Origin of the sequence: Nonomuraea sp. KM90, from assembly GCF_052246675.1 — a bacterium.
Taxonomy (GTDB): Bacteria; Actinomycetota; Actinomycetes; order Streptosporangiales; family Streptosporangiaceae; genus Nonomuraea.
Map to the genome: position 1 here is coordinate 28333 of NZ_JBQQCB010000088.1, position 17923 is coordinate 46255.

Below are 17923 nucleotides of genomic sequence, written 5' to 3' on the forward strand. Positions count from 1 at the left end.
GGCCTTTCACAGGAAGAGCTCGATCACCGGCACCGCCACGTCGGGCCGTTGCACGGGGAGCTGCAGGGTCAGGGTGCCGGGCGGCAGCGCGCCCAGCTTCGTGTGCCCGCTGTCCACGGCCGGGTCGGGGGTCAGCGTGCGGATCTCCGATGCGTCGTTGAGCAACTGGGCGTAACGCACCTTGCCCGCCAGCCCAGGCAGGTGCAGATACTTGTACGGCCAGGCGAACAGGTGCAGGTAGAGCCGGTCGTCACGCTGGGTGTAGCGGCAGTCCGGTGGCGCCTGGTACGCGCTCGGGCCGGCGCCGTAGAGGGCGCGGCCGTGCAGCCGCGTCCAGTCCCCGATGCCGCGCAGCGTCGCCAGCGCCCGGGGGTCGAAGGCGCCGCGCCCGTCGGGCCCGACGTTGAGCAGCAGGTTGCCGTCCTTGGAGACGGTGTCGACCAGCATGCGCACCAGCAGGTCCACCGGCTTGTAGTCGAGGTTGTCGCGGTCGTAGCCCCAGCTGCCGTTGAGCGTCTGGCACGCCTCCCAGACCCGGGCCGGCGGCGCGGCCGGCTGGAACTGCTCGGGCGTGGTGAAGTCGCCCGGGATCTCCAGACGGTCGTTGATCAGGCAGTCCGGCTGCAGCCGGCGGACCAGTGCGGCCAGCTCCTCCGAGTGCCAGTCCGCCGCGCCCTTTCCGCCGGGTGTGAGCCGGCCGTTCCTGACTCTCGTCGAATATGAGAAGTCAAACCACATGGTGTCGATTCGGCCATAGCGGGTAAGCAGCTCTTCGACCTGGTGGTGCAAATAAGAGCGGTATATCCCGATATTTCGGCCAGTATTGCTCACACCCTCGTGGTACGCCGGATGCAGACCGTCGATCGGGAAGTGCGGATGGTGCCAATCGATCAGCGAGTGGTAGAGCCCCACCCCGAGCCCGCGCGCCCGGAACGCCTCGATGATCGGGCCGACCAGGTCCTTGCCGTACGGCGTGTGCGCCACCGAGTAGTCCGTGTGGGCCGAGTCCCACAGGCAGAAGCCGTCGTGATGCTTGCTGGTCAGCACCAGGTAGCGCATCCCTGCCCCGGCCGCCGCCTCCGCCCACGCGTCCGGATCGAACAGGTCGGGGTCGAAGTGGTCCAGATACCGCTGGTAGTGCTCGTCCGTCAACCGCTCGCGCTGCTTGACCCACTCATGGCGGGCGGCGAGCGCGTACAGGCCCCAGTGCACGAACAACCCGAAGCGCTGTTCACGGAATTCTGCCAGTCTGGCGGCAGAGATCGGATGAATGCCGCCGGCTCTCCGGTCGTCTCGCTCTGATCCATGGGGCATGGCCGTACCGTAGACCTGGTAATTAACTTCGTCAAGAATTGAATTGAAACCGCTCTCAACCTAGGCTCATGCCCACTGTGAGGGGAGCCGGACGGCTCCATCCGCCGCCGCCGGCGGGGCATGGACCGGTCAGCGGGCTGCGATCGACTCCTCCTATCTCTTTGACTCCTGGAGGGCCACGTGCCGAACTGGACGCTCAACGACGGGGACGTGGAGGCGGCGCTCGCCCTCTCCGGCAGGGGAGAGCTCACGCTGGAACTGCGGTACGCCGGGCGGGTCGTGGTGGAGCCGTCCAGGCTCGGTCTTCGCACCGCGCACGAGGACCTGAGCACCGGGCTGAGGCTCGCCGGGATGTCGGAGCGGCAGGTCGAGGAGTCCTACCGGACGGTGACGGGGAAGCGGCGCGAGCACCGGTATGTGGCAGGGGAGTGGACGTTGTCGTTCGCCAAGAACGGGCACCGGCTCGACCTGCAGGTACGTGTCGGCGCAGGCGCCGTGGCATATCGGTATGTAGTGCCATGGAGCGGGCCGGTCACCGTGGTCGAGGAAATGTCGGAATACGTGGTGCCGGCCGACGCTCGCGCGGTCCTGCTCCCGTACGAGAACGGCCGCTGTGACTATGAGGAGATCCACCGGCACACCACGGTCGCCGCCGCCGAGCCCGTCCTGTACGGCTACCCGTCGCTCTTCCGGACCGGTGATACGTGGCTGTTCGTCACGGAGGCGGGCCTCGACAGCGGATACGCCGGGTCACGCCTGCGCTTCGACGGCCGGGCCTTCCGCCTCGACCTGCCCGACCCGTACGTGACCGCGGCCTCTCCGCTGACCACGCCCTGGCGTGCCACGATCATGGGAGACCTGGCCACGATCGTGGAGAGCGACCTGGTCACCAGCCTCGCCGCGCCCTCCAGGGTCGAGGACACCTCGTGGATCAGGCCGGGGGCGGCCGCCTGGTCGTGGTGGTCCGACGGCCCCTCCACCCGCGACCTCGGCGCCCAGAAGCGCTGGGTCGACTTCGCCGCCGCCCACGGCTGGCCGTACGTGCTGGCCGACGCCGGCTGGAACAAGGAGTGGATGCCGGAGCTGATCGCCTACGCCCGCGACCGGGGCGTCGGCGTGTGGCTCTGGTCGCACTGGCAGCACGTCGACACCGAGCTGGAGCACCGCGAGAAGCTCGCGCTGTGGAAGGAGTGGGGCGCGGCCGGAGTCAAGATCGACTTCACCGAGTCCGACGGCCAGGACCGGATGCGCTGGTTCGACGCCGTCCTGGCGGCCACCGCCCGGCTCGGGCTCATGGTGGTCTTCCACGGCGGCACGATCCCGCGCGGCACCGAGCGCACCTGGCCCCACTTCATGACCGCCGAGGCGGTCAAGGGCGCTGAGTGGATCAAGCCGAGGCCCGGCAAGGAGCCGCTCTACCCGGCCACCCATTACCTGTCGCTGGCGTTCACCCGCAACGTGCAGGGGCCGATGGACTTCACGCCGTGCACCTTCACCGGGGTGCGCGCCATCTCGGCCGGGTTCGAGCTCGCCCTGGCGGTGCTCTTCGAGTCCGGGATCCAGCACTTCGCCGACAGCATGGAGGCCTACGAAGCCAGGCCGGAGGCGCTGCGGCTGCTGTCGGCCGTCCCGACGGCGTGGGACGCGACGCGACTGCTGTCCGGCGACCCCGCCGACCACATCGTGCTGGCCAGGAGGAGCGGCGGCGAGTGGTACGTCGGTGCCGGCGTGTCCGGCGAGGCCCGCACGCTCACGGTGCCGCTCGGCTTCCTGGGTGACGGGGAGTGGGCGGCCGACATCTACCGGGACGCCCCGGACGATCGGATCCTCGCCGAGACGGTCACCGTCTGCGCAGGGGACAAGCTCGACCTCGCCGTCGCCCCCAACGGCGGGTTCACCCTCCACCTGAAGAGAGAAACCCCATGACGAAGCGATCGACCGCGAGCTTGGCCGCCCTGGCCCTCGCCGCCGTCGCGGCCCTGCAGGCCCCCGCCGCCTCGGCCGCCGCCTGGACGCCGCGCTGGAGCCCGAACCCGGCGGACGACACCGTCGCCGAGGCGTTCGAGGGAATCGAGGACGACCGAGCCGGCTCCCATCCCGGCGTGACGCACATCTACGTCTCCGGGGACGCCTACCGCTTCGACATGCACACCCAGGACCGCGACGGTTCGGACCGGCAGCGCAACGAGGTCAAGGGCATGCGCACCGGCAGCGGCAGTTCGTACCTCAAGATCCTCGAGAACGAGACCTGGCGGATCAGCTACCAGCTGTACATCCCCACCTCGCTCGACGCCACCAGCAGCTTCACCCACATCGCGCAGATGAAGACACCCGGGTCCGGTGCGCCCCTCTACACGATGTCGCTGCCGATCTCCGGTGGCACACCGAAGATCAACGTCCGGTACTGGGACGAAGCGGAGCAGACCCACGAGGTGGGCAGCACGAATCTCAACCCGATCCAGGGCAAGTGGCTGAGCACCACCTTCGAGTTCAAGGCCGCCGACAGCGGCTACCTGCGCTGGACGCTCAAGGACGGCTCCACCACGCTCGTCGACAGGCGCCTGGACGACACCGACCTGTGGCGTGGCGACGACGAGTACCTGCGGCCCAAGTGGGGGATCTATCGCAGCATCAACAGCTCGGGCCTGCAGGACACCTACCTCCTGATCAGGAACCTCCAGGCGCACCAGCTCACCGGCAGCGCCGAGGATCCTTCGTCCTACGAGGCCGAGCAGAGCTCCTTCAGTGGCACGGCGCGGACCGCGTCCTGCTCCGGCTGCTCGGGCGGCACCACGGTCGGCTGGATCGGCGGCGGCTCCGGGAACGCGGTCACGCACAACGTCCAGCCCTCCTCCGCGGGCGCCAACGCCATCCGCTTCTCCAACGACAGCGCGGGCGCGCCCGACCTGGACGGGGTGACGCTCTCATGACGCCCGGCACCTCTTCGATGCGGACGCGCGGCCGGCGGGCGGCGGGCGTGCTCACGGCGATCGCGCTGATCCTCACGATCGCCCCGCCCGCCCACGCCGTGGCTCCCCGCTGGGAGACGCGGTGGAATCCGAACCCGTGGCGCGACGGGGTGAACGCCTTCGAAGCGCTGGAGGACGACCGGCGCGGCTCGCACCCCGAGGGGCAGCCGCACGTCCGCGTCCAGGGCAACGCCTGGCGGTTCGACGCCCACCTCGAGGACCGCGACGGGTCCGACCGCATGCGCAACGAGGTACGCGGCATGCGTGCGGCCGACGGCCGACCGCTGGAGATCCGCAAGGACGAGACCTGGCGGATCAGCTACCAGATGTACATCCCGGACACCCTCGACGCGACCACGAGCTTCACCCACATCTGGCAGCTCAAGAACTCTGACGTCGGCACGCCGCTCGCGCAGCTCTCGCTCCCGGTCGTGAACGGCGTGCCGAAGATCGCGGCCCGCTACTGGACGCTGGAGGACAACAAGTCCCACGACTTCGCCACGGCCGACCTGGCGCCGATCCAGAACCGGTGGATCGACACCACGATCGAGTTCAGGTCGGGCGACGACGGCTACCTGCGCTGGGTGCTCAAGGACGGGCGGCGGACGATCGTCGACCAGAAGGCCGAGAACGTCGACCTGTGGTGGACACAGGAGCAGTACAACCGGCCCAAGTGGGGCATCTACCGCAGCATCAACAGCGCGGGGCTGCAGGAGACGTACCTGCTGGTCAAGGACCTCAAGGCTGAGCAGCTCGAGCCGGCGACACCGCCGGTGCGGCTGCCGCCGCCGGACCGGAGCCCCGGCACGTACGAGGCCGAACGGGTCGGCAACGTCTGGGAGGGCGCGGCCGAGCCCGCCTACTGCGCCGTCTGCTCCGGCGGCCGGAAGGTGATCCTCATCGGCGGCAACATCTACGACTACGCCGTGGTCAAGGGCGTGCTGTCGGGGACCACCGGGCCCCGGCGGCTGACCGTGCACGCGCTGGCGGACGGCTCACAGACGTTCTCGGTCAGCGTCAACGGCGGCGACGCCGTCCAGGTGCCGATGACCGGGACCAAGGACACGGTGACCACCGCCACCGTGCCGGTGAACCTGGTGGCCGGCGTCAACACCATCCGGTTCTACAGCCACACCGCTCGCTCACCCGAGCTCGACAAGATTGTCATCAGCCCATGAGACAGAACCTCAGCAGGCGCGCCGTGCTGACCGCGGGCGGCGCGCTGGCCCTGGCGGCGGCCGGTGCGCGGCCCGCGGGCGCCACCGCGATCTGGCAGTCCCGGCTCGTGCGCCACGACCGGCACGGACGTCTGGCCTACGAGCAGGACGCCGAGGGCAACCGTGTCCCCGACTTCAGCCACGCCGGGTACCGCAACGGCGAGCGGCCCATCCCGCACGTGCCGGTCGTCAAGACCATCCGCCCGATCGAGGGCGACAACACGGCTCACATCCAGACGGCGCTCGACGCGATCGCGGCACTGCCCCGTGCCCGGCGCGGCGCCCTGCTCATGCTGCCCGGGGTGTACCCGGTGGCGGGCACCCTGTACGTGCGGGCCAGCGGCACGGTGCTCCGCGGCGTGGGCGACGGCGGAGACCCGGCCACGGACACGATCATCAAGGCCACCGGGAACACGCCTGAGGATCGCGACGTCATCGTGGTCGGCGGCGCCGCGGGCGGCGGCTGGACGGGCGAGGTGCCGGGCACCCGTACCGACATCACCACCGGGTTCGTGCAGGTGGGGTCGCGCGAGTTCGCAGTGGCGAACCCGGGGGCGCTGCGCCCGGGCGACAACATCATCATCACCCATCCCTGCACCGAGGAGTGGCTCAAGGCCATCGACTACGGCGGCCACGACGTGGGGCCGCCGTGGAAGGTCGGCGAGCACCCCATCTACTACAACCGCTATGTACGCGACGTATCAGGAAATGTCGTGAAGATCGATGTGCCGGTCTTCAACCACCTCAACCGCGCCCACGCCACCTCCTTCCTCTACCGGTGGGACCGGGCCGGGCTCGTCACCGAGGTGGGCGTGGAACGGCTGCGCGTGGACATCGAGTACCACGGCGACCCCGAGCAGGACGAGGAGCACGCCTACAACGCGATCGTCCTGCTGCGGACCGAGGACTCGTGGGTGCGGGACTGCACCATGCTGCACTTCACCCAGGCCGGCGTCGCCACCCAGGAGACCACGCGGGCCACCGTCGCGAACTGCCGGGCCATCGACCCGGTCAGCATCGTCACCGGCAGCAGGCGCTACAACTTCAACACCTACGTCTACTCGCAGCAGGTGCTCTTCCGCGACTGCTACGCCTACAAGGCCAGGCACGCGTTCGTCTCCAACGGCCACAGCACGGTGTCGGGTGTGGTGTTCCTGCGTGGCACGTCGGAGTACGCCCTCAACTCCAGCGAGGGTCACCGCCGCTGGTCCCAGGGCCTGCTGTTCGACGGCCACAAGGACGTGGACCCGCACTACGACTACACGCTCGGCCTGTACAACCGGGGCCGCTACGGCACCTCGCACGGCTGGTCGGCGGCCCACTCGGTGGCCTGGAACTGCGACGTCGCGACCAGCAGGCTGATCGTCCAGAAGCCGCCGACCGCGCAGAACTACGCGATCGGCTGCCACGGCACGATCACCGGCGACGGCCCCTTCCAGCAGCCGGCCGGCTACATCGAGGGCGCGAACCAGCCGGGGCTCCTCCCGCCCTCGCTGTACGAGGCGCAGTTCCTGGACCGGCTACGCGGTGGTCTCCAGTCGTAGCAGCCCGCCCTCGGGGACGGTGATCTCCACCGACCCGGGGGTCAGGTCCACGAAATCGTCGCTTTCGGTGCGGCCCCGGCAGTCGAGGACCGTGGCCCGGGCCGTACCGGGACGGGAGGTCCGGAGCAGCACGTCAGTGGAGGCGTCACCGTTGGCCACCCACAGCGTGCCGGTGGCGGGCGCCTCCACGGGCATCGGCGCGTACCTGCCGACGATCACCGTGTCGCCGGAGCGGGCCGACACCTGCGGATAGGCCAGGTCAGGGCGCGCGGGTGCGAAGTCGCCCCGCTGCAGCACATCGACGTGCTGCCGGAAGAACGCCAGCCAGAACCGCAGCACCTGTGCCTGCGCCGGTGTCTGCGTGGTCAGGTCGACCGAGATCTGCGGCACCGCGAACAGCACGTTGATGAGCTGGGTGGCGACCCGCTCCGGGCTCTCGTCCGGGTGCCACATCAGCATGTCGGCGTGCACGGCCATGGGCCCGGCGATCAGCCGCAGGTCCACGGTGCGCTGCCGGTTGTGCGCCGGGCTGAGCGGGCAGTCGGAGGCGCGGATCATCGTGGCGTACGGCCACAGGCCCGGGCTCACGTACGGTTGCCGCAGCTCGACCAGGCACTCCTCGGGCAGCTGGGCCAGAAGCCTGCGCACGCCCTCGTTCACCGTGGCGCAGTCGGCCTCTGGGCCCGGCCGGGGCGGGTCCTCGACGGCGAACTGGTCGATGAAGTCGATCTTGAGGCCGTCCATGCCCCATTCGGTGACCGCCCGCGTGAGGTGGCCCGCGAGCAGGTCGCGGACGTAGGGGTAGCGCGGGTCCAGGATGGCGGCGTTCATGTGCTCCTTGTAGACCAGCGTGTACGGTCGCACGCGATCCCAGAGCTCGGTGTGGCGGCCCACGAAGGGCAGGGCGTACCAGAGCAGGTAGGCGAGGCCTTCGCCACGAACCTTCGCGACATGCGCTGAAATATCCGGAAACGAGGTGGGGGAGGGCCGCCACTCGCCGACGTGGCCGTAGCCGCGCCCCCGGTCGTCGCTGTGCCAGCCGTCGTCCACGATGAGCGCCTCGCAGCCCAGCTCTGCCGCCGGGCCCGCCTGCCGTTCCACGCCGGCCGCGTCGACGTGCTGCTGCATGGCGTACCAGGTGGAGTAGGCGGGCATCCGCGCCGCGAGCGGGACGTCGCGGCCCAGGCCGTGCAGGGTGCCCCACCAGTCCGCCACGCCGGCCAGCGTCGTCGCGAAGTGCCGCCGGGAGAGGTCGATCCGCAGCAGCAGCCCGGTCCCGGGCCCGGCCTCGTGCTCGACCCAGAACCCGAACTCGCCGGTCTCCTCGACCACTCCGGTCCGGGTGCGCACGGGCCTGACGACCTCACCGGCGGCGAACGTGCACAGGGCCACGTCCCCGGCGCCGATCAGGCACCCCACCGGTGCGTTCTTCTCCAGCGCAGCCGTGCGGGGCCTGCGCCAGAAGGGCGGCAGCCCGCGATGCTCACCACCGTCGGCGGCCCAGAAGGCGGTGGCGTCCACGCAGGGCACCCGCCAGCCCAGCCGCACCTCGGCCGCCCGGTCGGGGACGACCCGCACCTCCACGACGCCCGGGCTCTCCTCGTGCACCGTCCAGGTCAGCGCGGCCGCGGACGTGCCCGTGAGCTCCAGCCCCGCCGCCGGGATGCGTACCTCCTCCCGCCGTTCGGCCTGGTCGTGCGGCTGCCAGATTCCGGGGGCCACGCTCACTCGACGCTCCCTGCTCAGGTGAAGAGGGTCTGGATGGCGACCGCGGCGGCGCCGCGCGCCCACTGCTCGAACGTGCGCGGCCGCAGCAGCAGCCGGCAGTCGGCCGCCGCCCCGAACGCCTGCGCCGCGAAGGACCGGTTGAGGTGCTCCTCGAACAGGTCGTAGGCGGCCAGGCCGCCCACGTCACCGGTCACGATGATGCGCTCGGGGCCGAACAGGTTCGCCATCGCGGCCATGGCCAGGCCGATGGCGTGCCCGGCCCGGTCGAACACCTCACGCACGGCCTGATCCCCGGCGTGAGCGGCGTCGATGGCCGCGTCGATGTCCATGGACGCGTCGCCGGTGGCCGCGCGCGCCGCCGCGACGAGGGGTGCCCTCCCCGCGATGGCCTCGACGCACCCGCGTCCGCCGCAGTGGCACACGGGTTCGTCGCCCCCGACAGGGATGTGGCCGATCTCCCCGGCCACGCCATGGGCGCCGGCCACCACCCGGTCGTTCACCACCAGCCCGCAGCCGATTCCGATCCCCACGGTGACGAGCGCGAACGACGAGGCGCCCACTCCGTCTCCGAACCACTGCTCGGCCACGGTGAGCGATTTGACGTCGTTCTCGACGGTGACGCTCAATCCGGTCGCCTCAGCCGCCAGCCGCGCCAGCGGCACCTGGTGCCAGCCCAGAAAGGGGGAGTAGCGCACCATCCCGTGCGCCTTGTCCACGTCGCCCGAGACGGCCAGGCCCAGCGAGTGGCAGCGCTCGCGGTAGGCGGGGTCGGTGGCGAGCAGCTCGCCGACCAGCTCGGCCAGCGCCTCGACCACGCCCTCGGCCGAGGTCGTGGCCAGTCTCCGGTGCGCCGATGCCACCGGCCGGGCGCGCAGGTCGGTCACCACGCCGATGAGCTCGTCGTCGGTGATCTTCACACCGGTGAAGAACTCCCGGTCCGGCCTGATGGCCAGTGGGCTGGCCGGACGTCCGGCGCCGGGCCCCGTCCGCTCGGTGGCCGCCAGTTCCTCCAGGTAGCCCGCCTCGATGAACGGGCGGGCGGCCTTGGTCACGGCAGCGGACGACAGGCCACTGCGCCTGGCGATCTCCACCCGGGAAACCGGACCCTGGACGAGCACCATGGTGAAGACGGCGGTCTCAGCGCGCGTGGCGACAGCGAGGCGAGGCGGCATGTGCGCGATCGTACCACTAATTAACTTCGTCAAGAATTGAATGCGGAATCGGGGGTTGGGCCTCGTCTCGCGGTGCGATGGACGGTCCCGCGGTCCGAAGTCCCGGTGACCATACTGCGCCGCGATTCGGCGGCCTGGAGCGTTCCCCTGCGCGGCGGCTACCGGCGATTCGAGGTGGCGGTGCCCGAGATCGCGGCCGTCCGGGTGACGGCTTGCCTGAGCGCCGCCGCGTCGCTGCTCGTCCCGGGGCGCGGCGCGGCAGGGGCGCGACCCTCGTCACGGTGGCGGCTCCGGGCGCACCATGCTGTCCCTGGTCGCCGCCCGCCACCTCATCGCGAGCTCCGCCAGGATCGGCGACCACACCAGGACCGGCCGGCGAGAAGGCCGACGCGTTGAGCGAGCGCGACGGGCTCGGCTGCCTCGGCGAGGGGCCGGCCAACGGGCAGATCGCGGCCGGGCGATGCGATCCGGCCGATGGTTCGACGCGCGTTCGAGGCATCGGCGCGCGTCCGTACGCTTGGACGGGTGACAGGCGACAAGTCCGGATCTCCGTCCGATGTGGATCTGTGGCGTGGCGCACGGAACGGTACGGCCGCCGCGCTCGGCGCGCTCCTCGACCGGCATCAGGCAGGGATGCGGGCGGTCGCGCTGAGCGTGATGGGCAACGTGCCGGACGCTGAGGACGCCGTGCAGGACGCGTCGCTGATCGCCCTGCGGCGCATCGGCGACGTCCGGCAGCCAGAGTCCGTCGGCGCGTGGCTGCGCATGATTGTGCGGAACGTGTGCCGCTCGCGCCTGCGTGCGGCGGTCCCCACCGCGCCGCTTCCCGACCTGGCGGCGCCCGCGCAACAGGACGGTCCCGAGCAGGTCATCGACCGGCACGCGATGCGGGACTGGCTCTGGCGGGCGATCGACGAGCTGTCCCCCACCCTGCGCATGACGGTGATGCTGCGGCATTTCAGCCCGCGAACGCCCTCCTACGAGCAGATGGCTGACCTGTACGGCGTGCCGGTTGGCACGGTCCGCAGCAGGCTGAGCGAGGCCAGGGCCAAACTGGCGCGGGCGCTGGCCACGACCGCAGACTCGGTGCACGATGACGCCGTCACACTGACCCGGGCCAGTGCCCGGCAGGCGGAGGAGACGCTGGCCGCGGCGGAGCAGGGATGGTTCGCCGAACTGGTGGCCGAGCGCTGGGCCCCGGACTTCGGCTACTACGTCGGCCGGGAACGCGTGGGCGGCCGGGACTTCCTGGTCCGCGGCATGGAGGGTGATCTGGAGGCGGGTGTACGGCAGCGCTTCGTCACCGCCGTCGCCGGCAAGGACATCACCATCTGGGAAATGGACCTGGTGAACCCGCCGGACGATCCGAATCACTGCCCGCCCGCGGTCGCCTGGCTCATGTCCATGAAAGACGGCCGGTGTGATCAGTTGCGGCTCTTCCACGCACCCACCGGCTGAACTTTCGCAACCATGGGCGTCACGGCGAGCTCCTTCGCCGTCACCCGCGGGATCCCTGGCGCCTCCAGCCTGCACACCTCCCGGGCGCACCCGCGCCGGCTCCCGAGGTGGTCGGCGACTGTCAGGTGCCATCCAATCTGGTGTGGCCTCGCGTTGGCCACACGTCTGGCACGGTGCAGCCCCGCAGATCGTGCTATCGAGAGTGGCCGTTCTTCGGCGAGCGCCGTGGATGACCACGCGGCCGGATGCCGCGTCACCGGACATCCCCACGGCAGCACTCCGGCTCGGTGATCCGCCTGGTGAAGGTCTGGACCATGCGGATGCGACCGTACGCGTGGAAAGCGGCTTGCCGTGAGAAGCTGACACGCGCGATAACTAGGAGCAAGTAGCTATCCTTTGGTAATCTGTCAGCCGTGTCCACGTACGAGCCCGACTTCTGCCCCCGCTACCACTCAGCCGTCGAGATGATCGGCCGCCGCTGGGCCGGGGTGATTCTGCGTGAGCTGCTCCATGGGGCCACCCGCTTCCGGCAGATCGGCGCTGCCATCCCCGACATCTCTGACAAGCTGCTCTCCGAACGGCTGAAGCGTTTCGAGAGTGAAGGCGTCATCGAACGCGTCATCCTCCCGACCACGCCCGTGACCATCGAATACCGGCTCACGGAAAAGGGCCGCGCCCTGGAGGCGGCCGTGCGGGAGCTGTCCATTTGGGCCGAGACCTGGCTACCCGTCGAGGAGACACCGGCGGCGGCTTCGTGAAACTGGTCACGTATGGTCGTGCGAGGTCGCCCCGTACGGCTTGGTGATCGACGGGGAACCGGTACGTGACCGGCCCTGGCGCGGCCTGCGCGCGGAGGGTCCACCTCATCACCGGGTTCACCGCCGATGCGCCGAGCGTGGCGGCGCTGTCCGGACTGTCGGAATTGCGCGATCCGGACGTGCTGGCGGCGATCCACCCTGCAGAGCAAGGCCGGGGCGGACCGGCTGCGGGAGGCGGGCCCTGGTTTTCTCCGGGCACGGCGGACACCGCCGGGGATGGGTTGTGGTGCCGGATCGGGCCATTCCCGGTGGGGATCCGGTGGCGGATCTGCTTGCGGCGGTGGAGTCGCAGCCGGTCGGCAGCTCGCCGCGTTGCGCGGTGGCCGAGGCCGGCCGCTCGTGGCGGCCCGAACGGGACACGTTCCGCCAGGTGCACGCGTGACGATGGCGTGGTGGTCCTTGTCCGCATGGCCGCTGGACGACCACCTCCTCGACCTCCGGGCACACCGGCTGGAGTACTAGCCTCGGAACTTGAGGGCTCTTGACCAGGGACCCTGCACTCGAGCCGCGCATCCCACCATTTCTGACACCTGTCGGCGAGGGGTACGACGAAGGAGGAGATCATGGCAGGTGACCACCGTGTCGTGTTCGTCGTCTTCGACGGCATGAAGATGCTTGACATGGCCGGACCGGCCGAGGTCTTCGCCGAAGCCAACCTGTTCGGCGCCAAGTACGCGCTGCGTCACGTCTCGCCGTCCGGGAAGCCGGTCCTGACGTCCATGGGGGTCGAACTGCCCGTGGACGGGACGGCTGAGGACGAGCCCGATCCCGACACCGTCATCGTCGTAGGCGGCGACGACCTTGTGAGCCTCCCCGTGCCGCCCGACCTGATCACCACGATCCAGAGCCTCCGCCCTCGCGCCCGCCGGCTGGTGTCGATCTGTACGGGCTCATTCGCGCTCGCCGCGGCCGGGGTGCTCGCGGGCCGTCGGGCCACCACCCACTGGCGGCACGCCCGGCTCCTGGCTTGCGCCTACCCCGATGTTCAGGTGCAGCCTGAGGCCTTGTTCGTCGAGGACGACGGCGTCTTCACCTCCGCAGGAGTGTCGGCGGGTATCGATCTGGCGCTCTCGCTCGTCGAACAGGACCACGGCCCCGACCTGGCGCGTGATGTCGCGCGCAGTCTCGTGATGTTCATGCAGCGGCCCGGCGGGCAGTCCCAGTTCTCCGCTCCGCTGGAGGTCCGGCCGCCCCGTACCCCCACGCTCAGGCGCGTCGTTGACCTGATCGCGGCGCAGCCGGCGCTCGACCACAGTGTGAGCAGGCTGGCCGCTCTCGTCGCGGTCAGCCCCCGTCACCTGGCGAGGCTGTTCGCCACCGAGCTGAACACGACTCCGGCGAAGTACGTCGAGCAGGTGCGGCTGGACCACGCGAAGGTCTTGCTGGCCGCGGGGCACAGCGTGGCGGAGACGGCGCGGGTAGCCGGTTTCGGCAGCCCCGAGACCATGCGCCGGACCTTCACCGCCCGCCTTGGCATCTCACCGAGCCAGTACCGGGCCCGGTTCGAGACCACCGGCCCGGGTAAGCGGAAGCCGGGCAACGATCGGTGATGGCGCCGGCGAAGGCCTCTCACCGCTGTGACGTGGCTGCTGGACGACGGTGACGGCGTCCGCGTGAGGTCAGTATCTGTGCGATGGATGTCAGCTTGCGCTGTGTGCCGGGGCTGTGGCGGCTCGTAAGACTGGAAGCAGTCCACTTGCCCCACAGCCAAGGAACCGTCATGCCGGAGACCATCGCAGGAATCACCATTCCCGACACCGAGCTGGTCAGGGAAGCCACGTCCCTCGTACGGGCGGTCACCGACGATACCCTCTTCAACCACTCACGCCGGGTGTTTCTCTGGGGGATGCTCAAGGCGACCGCACGCGGCCTTGAGGTCGATCCCGAGCTCGCCTACGTGGGAGGGCTCTTCCACGACCTCGGCCTCACTTCCGCCTACGCCACCAAGGATCGACGTTTCGAGCTCGACGGTGCGGAGGCTGCGCGGAAGTTCCTGCTCGACCACGGCCGGAACGAGACCCAGGCCCGGAATGTCTGGCTGGCGATCGCGCTGCACACCACTCCCGAAGTGCCGCTCCAGCTCGCGCCGGAGGTCGCGGTCGTGACACTCGGTGTGGAGACCGACGTCCTCGGTCTCGACCTCGACGAGATCAGCGACGAGCAGACCTCCGAGGTCATCGCGGCACACCCGCGGCCGGATTTCAAGAAGCGCATTCTGCGGGCGTTCTACAACGGCATGATCGACCGTCCCGACACCACCTTCGGGACCATGAACGACGACGTGCTCGCATACTTCGACCCGTCCTTCTCCAGGAAGGACTTCGTCCAGATCATTCAGAACAACGCCTGGCCCGAGTAACGTGCGGGATCGGCCCGGCCATGGCGGCGCGAGCCGCTCGCTGTCTGCTGACGATCCCGCGGACCGGCTGCGCCAGGCGTCGCTTCGCGTCACGAAACAGCGCACCGCCGTACTCCGCGTACTGGAACGACATCCTCACTCGGATGCCGGCTTCGTCGCGCAGGCAGTGCGCGAGGAAATGGGCGCAGTGTCGACGCAGGCCGTCCACGACATTCTGGCCGCGTTGGGCGACGTCGGCCTCGTGGGCAAGATCGAGCCGGCGAGCCTGCCCGCCCTCTTCGAGCTGCGCACACACGAGGACCACCACCACGTCGTGTGCTGGGCGAGCAATGCCGTAGCCGATGTCGGCTGACCTTCTGGGACCTGTGCGCCTCCTGCCGGACGCGGCAACGAACCGGTACACGCCACGGAAATCCGCTGCCCACCACGAAGCAGAAATGATGGCGTTCGAAGAGAACACCAACCCGTTGACGACAGCCGCAGGAGCGCCGGTCGCCGACAACCAGAACAGCATGAGCGCCGGGCCCCGGGGCCCGCTGCCGCTTCAGGACCTGTGGCTCATCGAAAAGCTCGCTCACTTCGCTCGCGAGGTCATTCCCGAGCGGCGCATGCACGCGAAGGGTGCCGGAGCCTTCGGTACGTTCCGCGTCACGCACGACATCAGCCGCTACACCAAAGCCGCGATCTTCAACAAGGTCGGCAACGAATGCGAGATGTTCGCCCGCTTCTCCACCGTCGCGGGCGAGCGTGGCGCCGCCGACGCGGAGCGCGACATCCGCGGTTTCGCGCTGCGGTTCTACACCGTGGAAGGCAACTGGGACGTCGTCGGCAACAACACCCCGGTGTTCTTCCACCGAGACCCGTTGAAGTTTCCGGATCTCAATCGTGCGGTGAAGCGTGACCCGCGCACCAACCTGCGCGACCCGGAGAACAACTGGGGCTTCTGGACGAACCTGCCCGAGTCGTTGCACCAGGTCACCATCATCATGAGCGACCGTGGGATCCCGAAGTCCTACCGGCACATGCACGGATTCGGTTCGCACACCTTCAGCCTCATCAACGCCGAAGGCGAGCGGCGCTGGGTGAAGTTCCACTTCCGTACCCGGCAAGGCATCGAGAACCTGACCGACGAGGAGGCGGTGAACCTCATCGGTCAGGACCGCGAGTCGCACGGGCGTGACCTGTACGAGGCGATCGAGCGCGGCGAGTTCCCGAAGTGGACCTTGTACGTGCAGATCATGCCGGAGGTCGACGCGGAGACCTACCGGTTCCACCCGTTCGATCTCACCAAGGTATGGAGCAAGAAGGACTACCCGCTCATCGAGGTCGGCGAATTCGAGCTCAACCGCAATCCCGACAACTATTTCGCCGAGGTCGAGCAGGCGGCCTTCACCCCGGCCAACCTCGTCCCCGGAATCTCCCACAGCCCCGACAAGATGCTGCAGGGCCGGTTGTTCTCCTACGGTGACGCGGCGCGCTACCGGATCGGCGTCAACCATCACCAGGTCCCGGTCAATTACCCGCGCGCTGCCAATGTGGTGAACAGCTACCACCGCGACGGAGCGATGCGGGTCGACGGCCGATCATTTCAATTTCCGCGAGGACGACGACGATTACTTCACCCAGCCCGGAGACCTGTTCCGGTTGATGACGGCCGAACAACAGCAGGCACTCTTCGAGAACACCGCGCGCGCGATCAAGGGCGCACGAAAGGAAACCGTACAAAGGCATATCGAGAACTGCGCCAGGGCCGACTCCGCCTACGGTGAGGGCGTGCGAAAGGCCTGCGAAGCCCTCGGGGTGCTATAAGGGTGCCGCCCAGCCGGCGGTGCAGCATCAGGGTGCCGAAGATTTGCTCGGCCTTGCACCGCTTGGACAGCGGCGCGAAGCCGAGCGTGTGCGGGGCGTGCTGGACCGCCTCCACGTCAGTGCCCAGGCCGGCGCCATGGGCGGCGACCGCGGTCTTGAACCCGGCATCGCTCCACGCCTTGCCGGCTACCTACTTGCTCACCTTCGGCCCCATCAGTACGCCGGCACCGGTCATGAGCCTCGAGGTACTTTTCAGCGCACCGGCCTGCACCGCCCCGCCTCGTGTGATGACTGTCACATCCCCCGGACCGAACTTTCCCTTCCGCCACGCGTCTTGCCGGGCGTCCATCCCACCCACCATTGATCGGAGACCCATGGACACCACCACTCCCGGCAACTCGCCGTCGCTGTCGCAGGACGCGGCGACGGACGCGGCGGCCCTCGCCTTCCGTACGGGTATGGCGAGAATCGCGGAATCGCTGGCCGGAGCACACTTCGAGATCGCTCCACACGGCACGCTGCTGGCGTTCAACCGCGCCGTTGTCCCCGCGCTGAACCCCATTTTGAGCCCGTCCCGCGAACCGGACGCCGGCGAGATCGCCGTGCTCGCCGCGAAGGCCGCCGAGCTCAGCGACGGGCGGCCGTGGAGCATCCGCGTGCGGGGCGAGCTCGTGGCCGCGGAGATCCGCGAGACAGCGGACAAGCACCACCTGACGGTCGCCTCGCAGCAGCTTCTCATGACGAAGGGATTGACCGCTGAGGAGTCCGTGGCGAACCTGTCCCCGAGCGTGCGCCTGCTTGCGGGTGCAGAGTTCGCGGTCTTCGGCGAGATCATCGGGGCCGCCTTCGGCGTGCCCGCGGAGATCGTCTCGCAGGTGTACGACGGCGACGTGCTCGGCGTGCCAGACATCCAGGCCTACGTCCTCGAGCACGACGGTACTGCCGTCGCGGCGGGAGTCGCGGTTCTGGCCGACCGCCATGTGGCCATTGGCAACGTCGCAACCTTGCCCGACTTCCGGCGCCGTGGCCACGCCAGCCTCCTGACCCGGCACATGCTCCAGGTGGCGGCACGGTCCGGTTGCATCGCCGCGTACCTTCACGCCGGCGACGACCCCTCGATCGGATTGTTCCAGAGCCTCGGCTTCGTCCCCCGGGAGACCTGGACGATGTTGAGCGCCTTCTGAGCCATCGGCCCGCCGTCGGCGGCAGGCTTCCTGCCGCCGACGGCAAAGGGGTGCATATGAGCCCATTTCATCCTGAGTAGCGGCCCTCCTCGACGAGCTACGACACGAGGATCGCTTGTACGAGTGCGGTGGCACGGCGCGGGCAACAGCGCAGCTTGGTCAGCGCCTTCCAGCTTTTCATCTGCTCATGCAGCGCGCCGGCCTGTAGGGACTGTCCGGCAACCGGCTCTGGCCCGTAATCGGTGGTGGCGTTGAGTGATCTTCACTGCAGCAGGATGCGGTGGCGCAGAAGGTCGAACCCAGCGCGGCCGTGCATCTGGCGCATGATCCTCTTCGTGCGGGTGTTGACGC

General features: G+C 69.3%; 14 protein-coding genes and 2 pseudogenes. 12 read left to right on the forward strand and 4 right to left on the reverse strand.

Annotated features, from left to right (window positions below; translation table 11 throughout):
• Positions 1-6: 6 nt before the first annotated feature.
• Positions 7-1314: an alpha-L-fucosidase gene (locus ACTWPW_RS46265; RefSeq protein WP_375117453.1), complete on the reverse strand. Its 1308-nt coding sequence runs from the start codon at positions 1312-1314 to the stop codon at positions 7-9.
• Between the two features lie 180 nt (positions 1315-1494).
• Here ACTWPW_RS46265 and ACTWPW_RS46270 point away from each other — a divergent pair, with 180 nt between their 5' ends.
• The 4 genes from ACTWPW_RS46270 to ACTWPW_RS46285 are packed head-to-tail and all read left to right on the forward strand — an operon-like array spanning position 1495 to position 7044.
• Positions 1495-3240, forward strand: coding sequence for a glycoside hydrolase family 97 catalytic domain-containing protein (locus ACTWPW_RS46270; RefSeq protein ID WP_443172496.1), 1746 nt, complete (start codon positions 1495-1497; stop codon positions 3238-3240).
• Complete coding sequence (locus ACTWPW_RS46275) at positions 3237-4244, forward strand: hypothetical protein (protein ID WP_375117455.1); 1008 nt, start codon at positions 3237-3239, stop codon at positions 4242-4244. The genes ACTWPW_RS46270 and ACTWPW_RS46275 overlap by 4 nt, the downstream gene beginning before the upstream one ends.
• A complete protein-coding gene (locus ACTWPW_RS46280; RefSeq protein ID WP_443172497.1) occupies positions 4241-5461 on the forward strand; it encodes a hypothetical protein in 1221 nt (406 codons plus the stop codon). Before ACTWPW_RS46275 ends, ACTWPW_RS46280 begins: the two co-directional genes overlap by 4 nt.
• On the forward strand, positions 5458-7044 hold the full coding sequence (locus ACTWPW_RS46285) for a hypothetical protein (RefSeq protein ID WP_443172498.1): 1587 nt from the start codon (positions 5458-5460) through the stop codon (positions 7042-7044). Before ACTWPW_RS46280 ends, ACTWPW_RS46285 begins: the two co-directional genes overlap by 4 nt.
• Here the strand turns inward: ACTWPW_RS46285 and ACTWPW_RS46290 are convergent.
• Both ACTWPW_RS46290 and ACTWPW_RS46295 read right to left on the reverse strand, forming a co-directional pair.
• Entirely contained in the window at positions 7021-8772 is a 1752-nt protein-coding gene (locus ACTWPW_RS46290) for a glycoside hydrolase family 36 protein (RefSeq protein WP_443172499.1), read from the reverse strand. The genes ACTWPW_RS46285 and ACTWPW_RS46290 overlap by 24 nt on opposite strands.
• Positions 8773-8786: 14 nt before the next feature.
• Positions 8787-9944 (reverse strand): ROK family protein, encoded by a 1158-nt coding sequence (locus tag ACTWPW_RS46295; RefSeq protein ID WP_375117459.1) that lies wholly within the window; start codon positions 9942-9944, stop codon positions 8787-8789.
• Positions 9945-10469: 525 nt separating this feature from the next.
• On the opposite strand from ACTWPW_RS46295, the gene ACTWPW_RS46300 reads away from it, so the two are divergent.
• The 8 genes and pseudogenes from ACTWPW_RS46300 (at position 10470) to ACTWPW_RS46335 (ending at position 17572) form a co-directional block, all read left to right on the forward strand.
• Positions 10470-11402, forward strand: a complete 933-nt coding sequence (locus ACTWPW_RS46300) for an RNA polymerase sigma factor (RefSeq protein ID WP_443172500.1) — start codon at positions 10470-10472, stop codon at positions 11400-11402.
• A 413-nt stretch (positions 11403-11815) separates the two neighbouring features.
• Positions 11816-12160, forward strand: coding sequence for a winged helix-turn-helix transcriptional regulator (locus tag ACTWPW_RS46305; RefSeq protein ID WP_443172501.1), 345 nt, complete (start codon positions 11816-11818; stop codon positions 12158-12160).
• Between the two features lie 319 nt (positions 12161-12479).
• Positions 12480-12602, forward strand: coding sequence for a hypothetical protein (locus tag ACTWPW_RS46310; RefSeq protein ID WP_443172502.1), 123 nt, complete (start codon positions 12480-12482; stop codon positions 12600-12602).
• A gap of 181 nt (positions 12603-12783) precedes the next feature.
• Positions 12784-13770: a GlxA family transcriptional regulator gene (locus ACTWPW_RS46315; RefSeq protein ID WP_443172503.1), complete on the forward strand. Its 987-nt coding sequence runs from the start codon at positions 12784-12786 to the stop codon at positions 13768-13770.
• A 170-nt stretch (positions 13771-13940) separates the two neighbouring features.
• Positions 13941-14579, forward strand: coding sequence for an HD domain-containing protein (locus ACTWPW_RS46320; RefSeq protein ID WP_443172504.1), 639 nt, complete (start codon positions 13941-13943; stop codon positions 14577-14579).
• Position 14580: 1 nt separating this feature from the next.
• A complete protein-coding gene (locus tag ACTWPW_RS46325; RefSeq protein ID WP_443172505.1) occupies positions 14581-14931 on the forward strand; it encodes a Fur family transcriptional regulator in 351 nt (116 codons plus the stop codon).
• Between the two features lie 88 nt (positions 14932-15019).
• Positions 15020-16388: pseudogene (locus tag ACTWPW_RS46330) on the forward strand (catalase).
• Positions 16389-16582: 194 nt separating this feature from the next.
• On the forward strand, positions 16583-17572 hold the full coding sequence (locus ACTWPW_RS46335) for a GNAT family N-acetyltransferase (protein WP_443172506.1): 990 nt from the start codon (positions 16583-16585) through the stop codon (positions 17570-17572).
• 97 nt (positions 17573-17669) lie between these two features.
• Here the strand turns inward: ACTWPW_RS46335 and ACTWPW_RS46340 are convergent.
• A pseudogene (locus ACTWPW_RS46340) lies at positions 17670-17753 on the reverse strand (IS5/IS1182 family transposase); the annotation flags it as partial.
• Positions 17754-17923: the final 170 nt, after the last annotated feature.

Excerpts from the sequence above, each read along its gene's own strand:
- ACTWPW_RS46265 (WP_375117453.1), bottom strand. The coding sequence starts at position 1,314 with ATGCCCCATGGATCAGAGCGAGACGACCGGAGAGCCGGCGGCATTCAT.
- ACTWPW_RS46295 (WP_375117459.1), bottom strand. The coding sequence starts at position 9,944 with ATGCCGCCTCGCCTCGCTGTCGCCACGCGCGCTGAGACCGCCGTCTTC.
- ACTWPW_RS46280 (WP_443172497.1), top strand. The coding sequence starts at position 4,241 with ATGACGCCCGGCACCTCTTCGATGCGGACGCGCGGCCGGCGGGCGGCG.
- ACTWPW_RS46315 (WP_443172503.1), top strand. The coding sequence starts at position 12,784 with ATGGCAGGTGACCACCGTGTCGTGTTCGTCGTCTTCGACGGCATGAAG.
- ACTWPW_RS46275 (WP_375117455.1), top strand. The coding sequence starts at position 3,237 with ATGACGAAGCGATCGACCGCGAGCTTGGCCGCCCTGGCCCTCGCCGCC.
- ACTWPW_RS46285 (WP_443172498.1), top strand. The coding sequence starts at position 5,458 with ATGAGACAGAACCTCAGCAGGCGCGCCGTGCTGACCGCGGGCGGCGCG.
- ACTWPW_RS46320 (WP_443172504.1), top strand. The coding sequence starts at position 13,941 with ATGCCGGAGACCATCGCAGGAATCACCATTCCCGACACCGAGCTGGTC.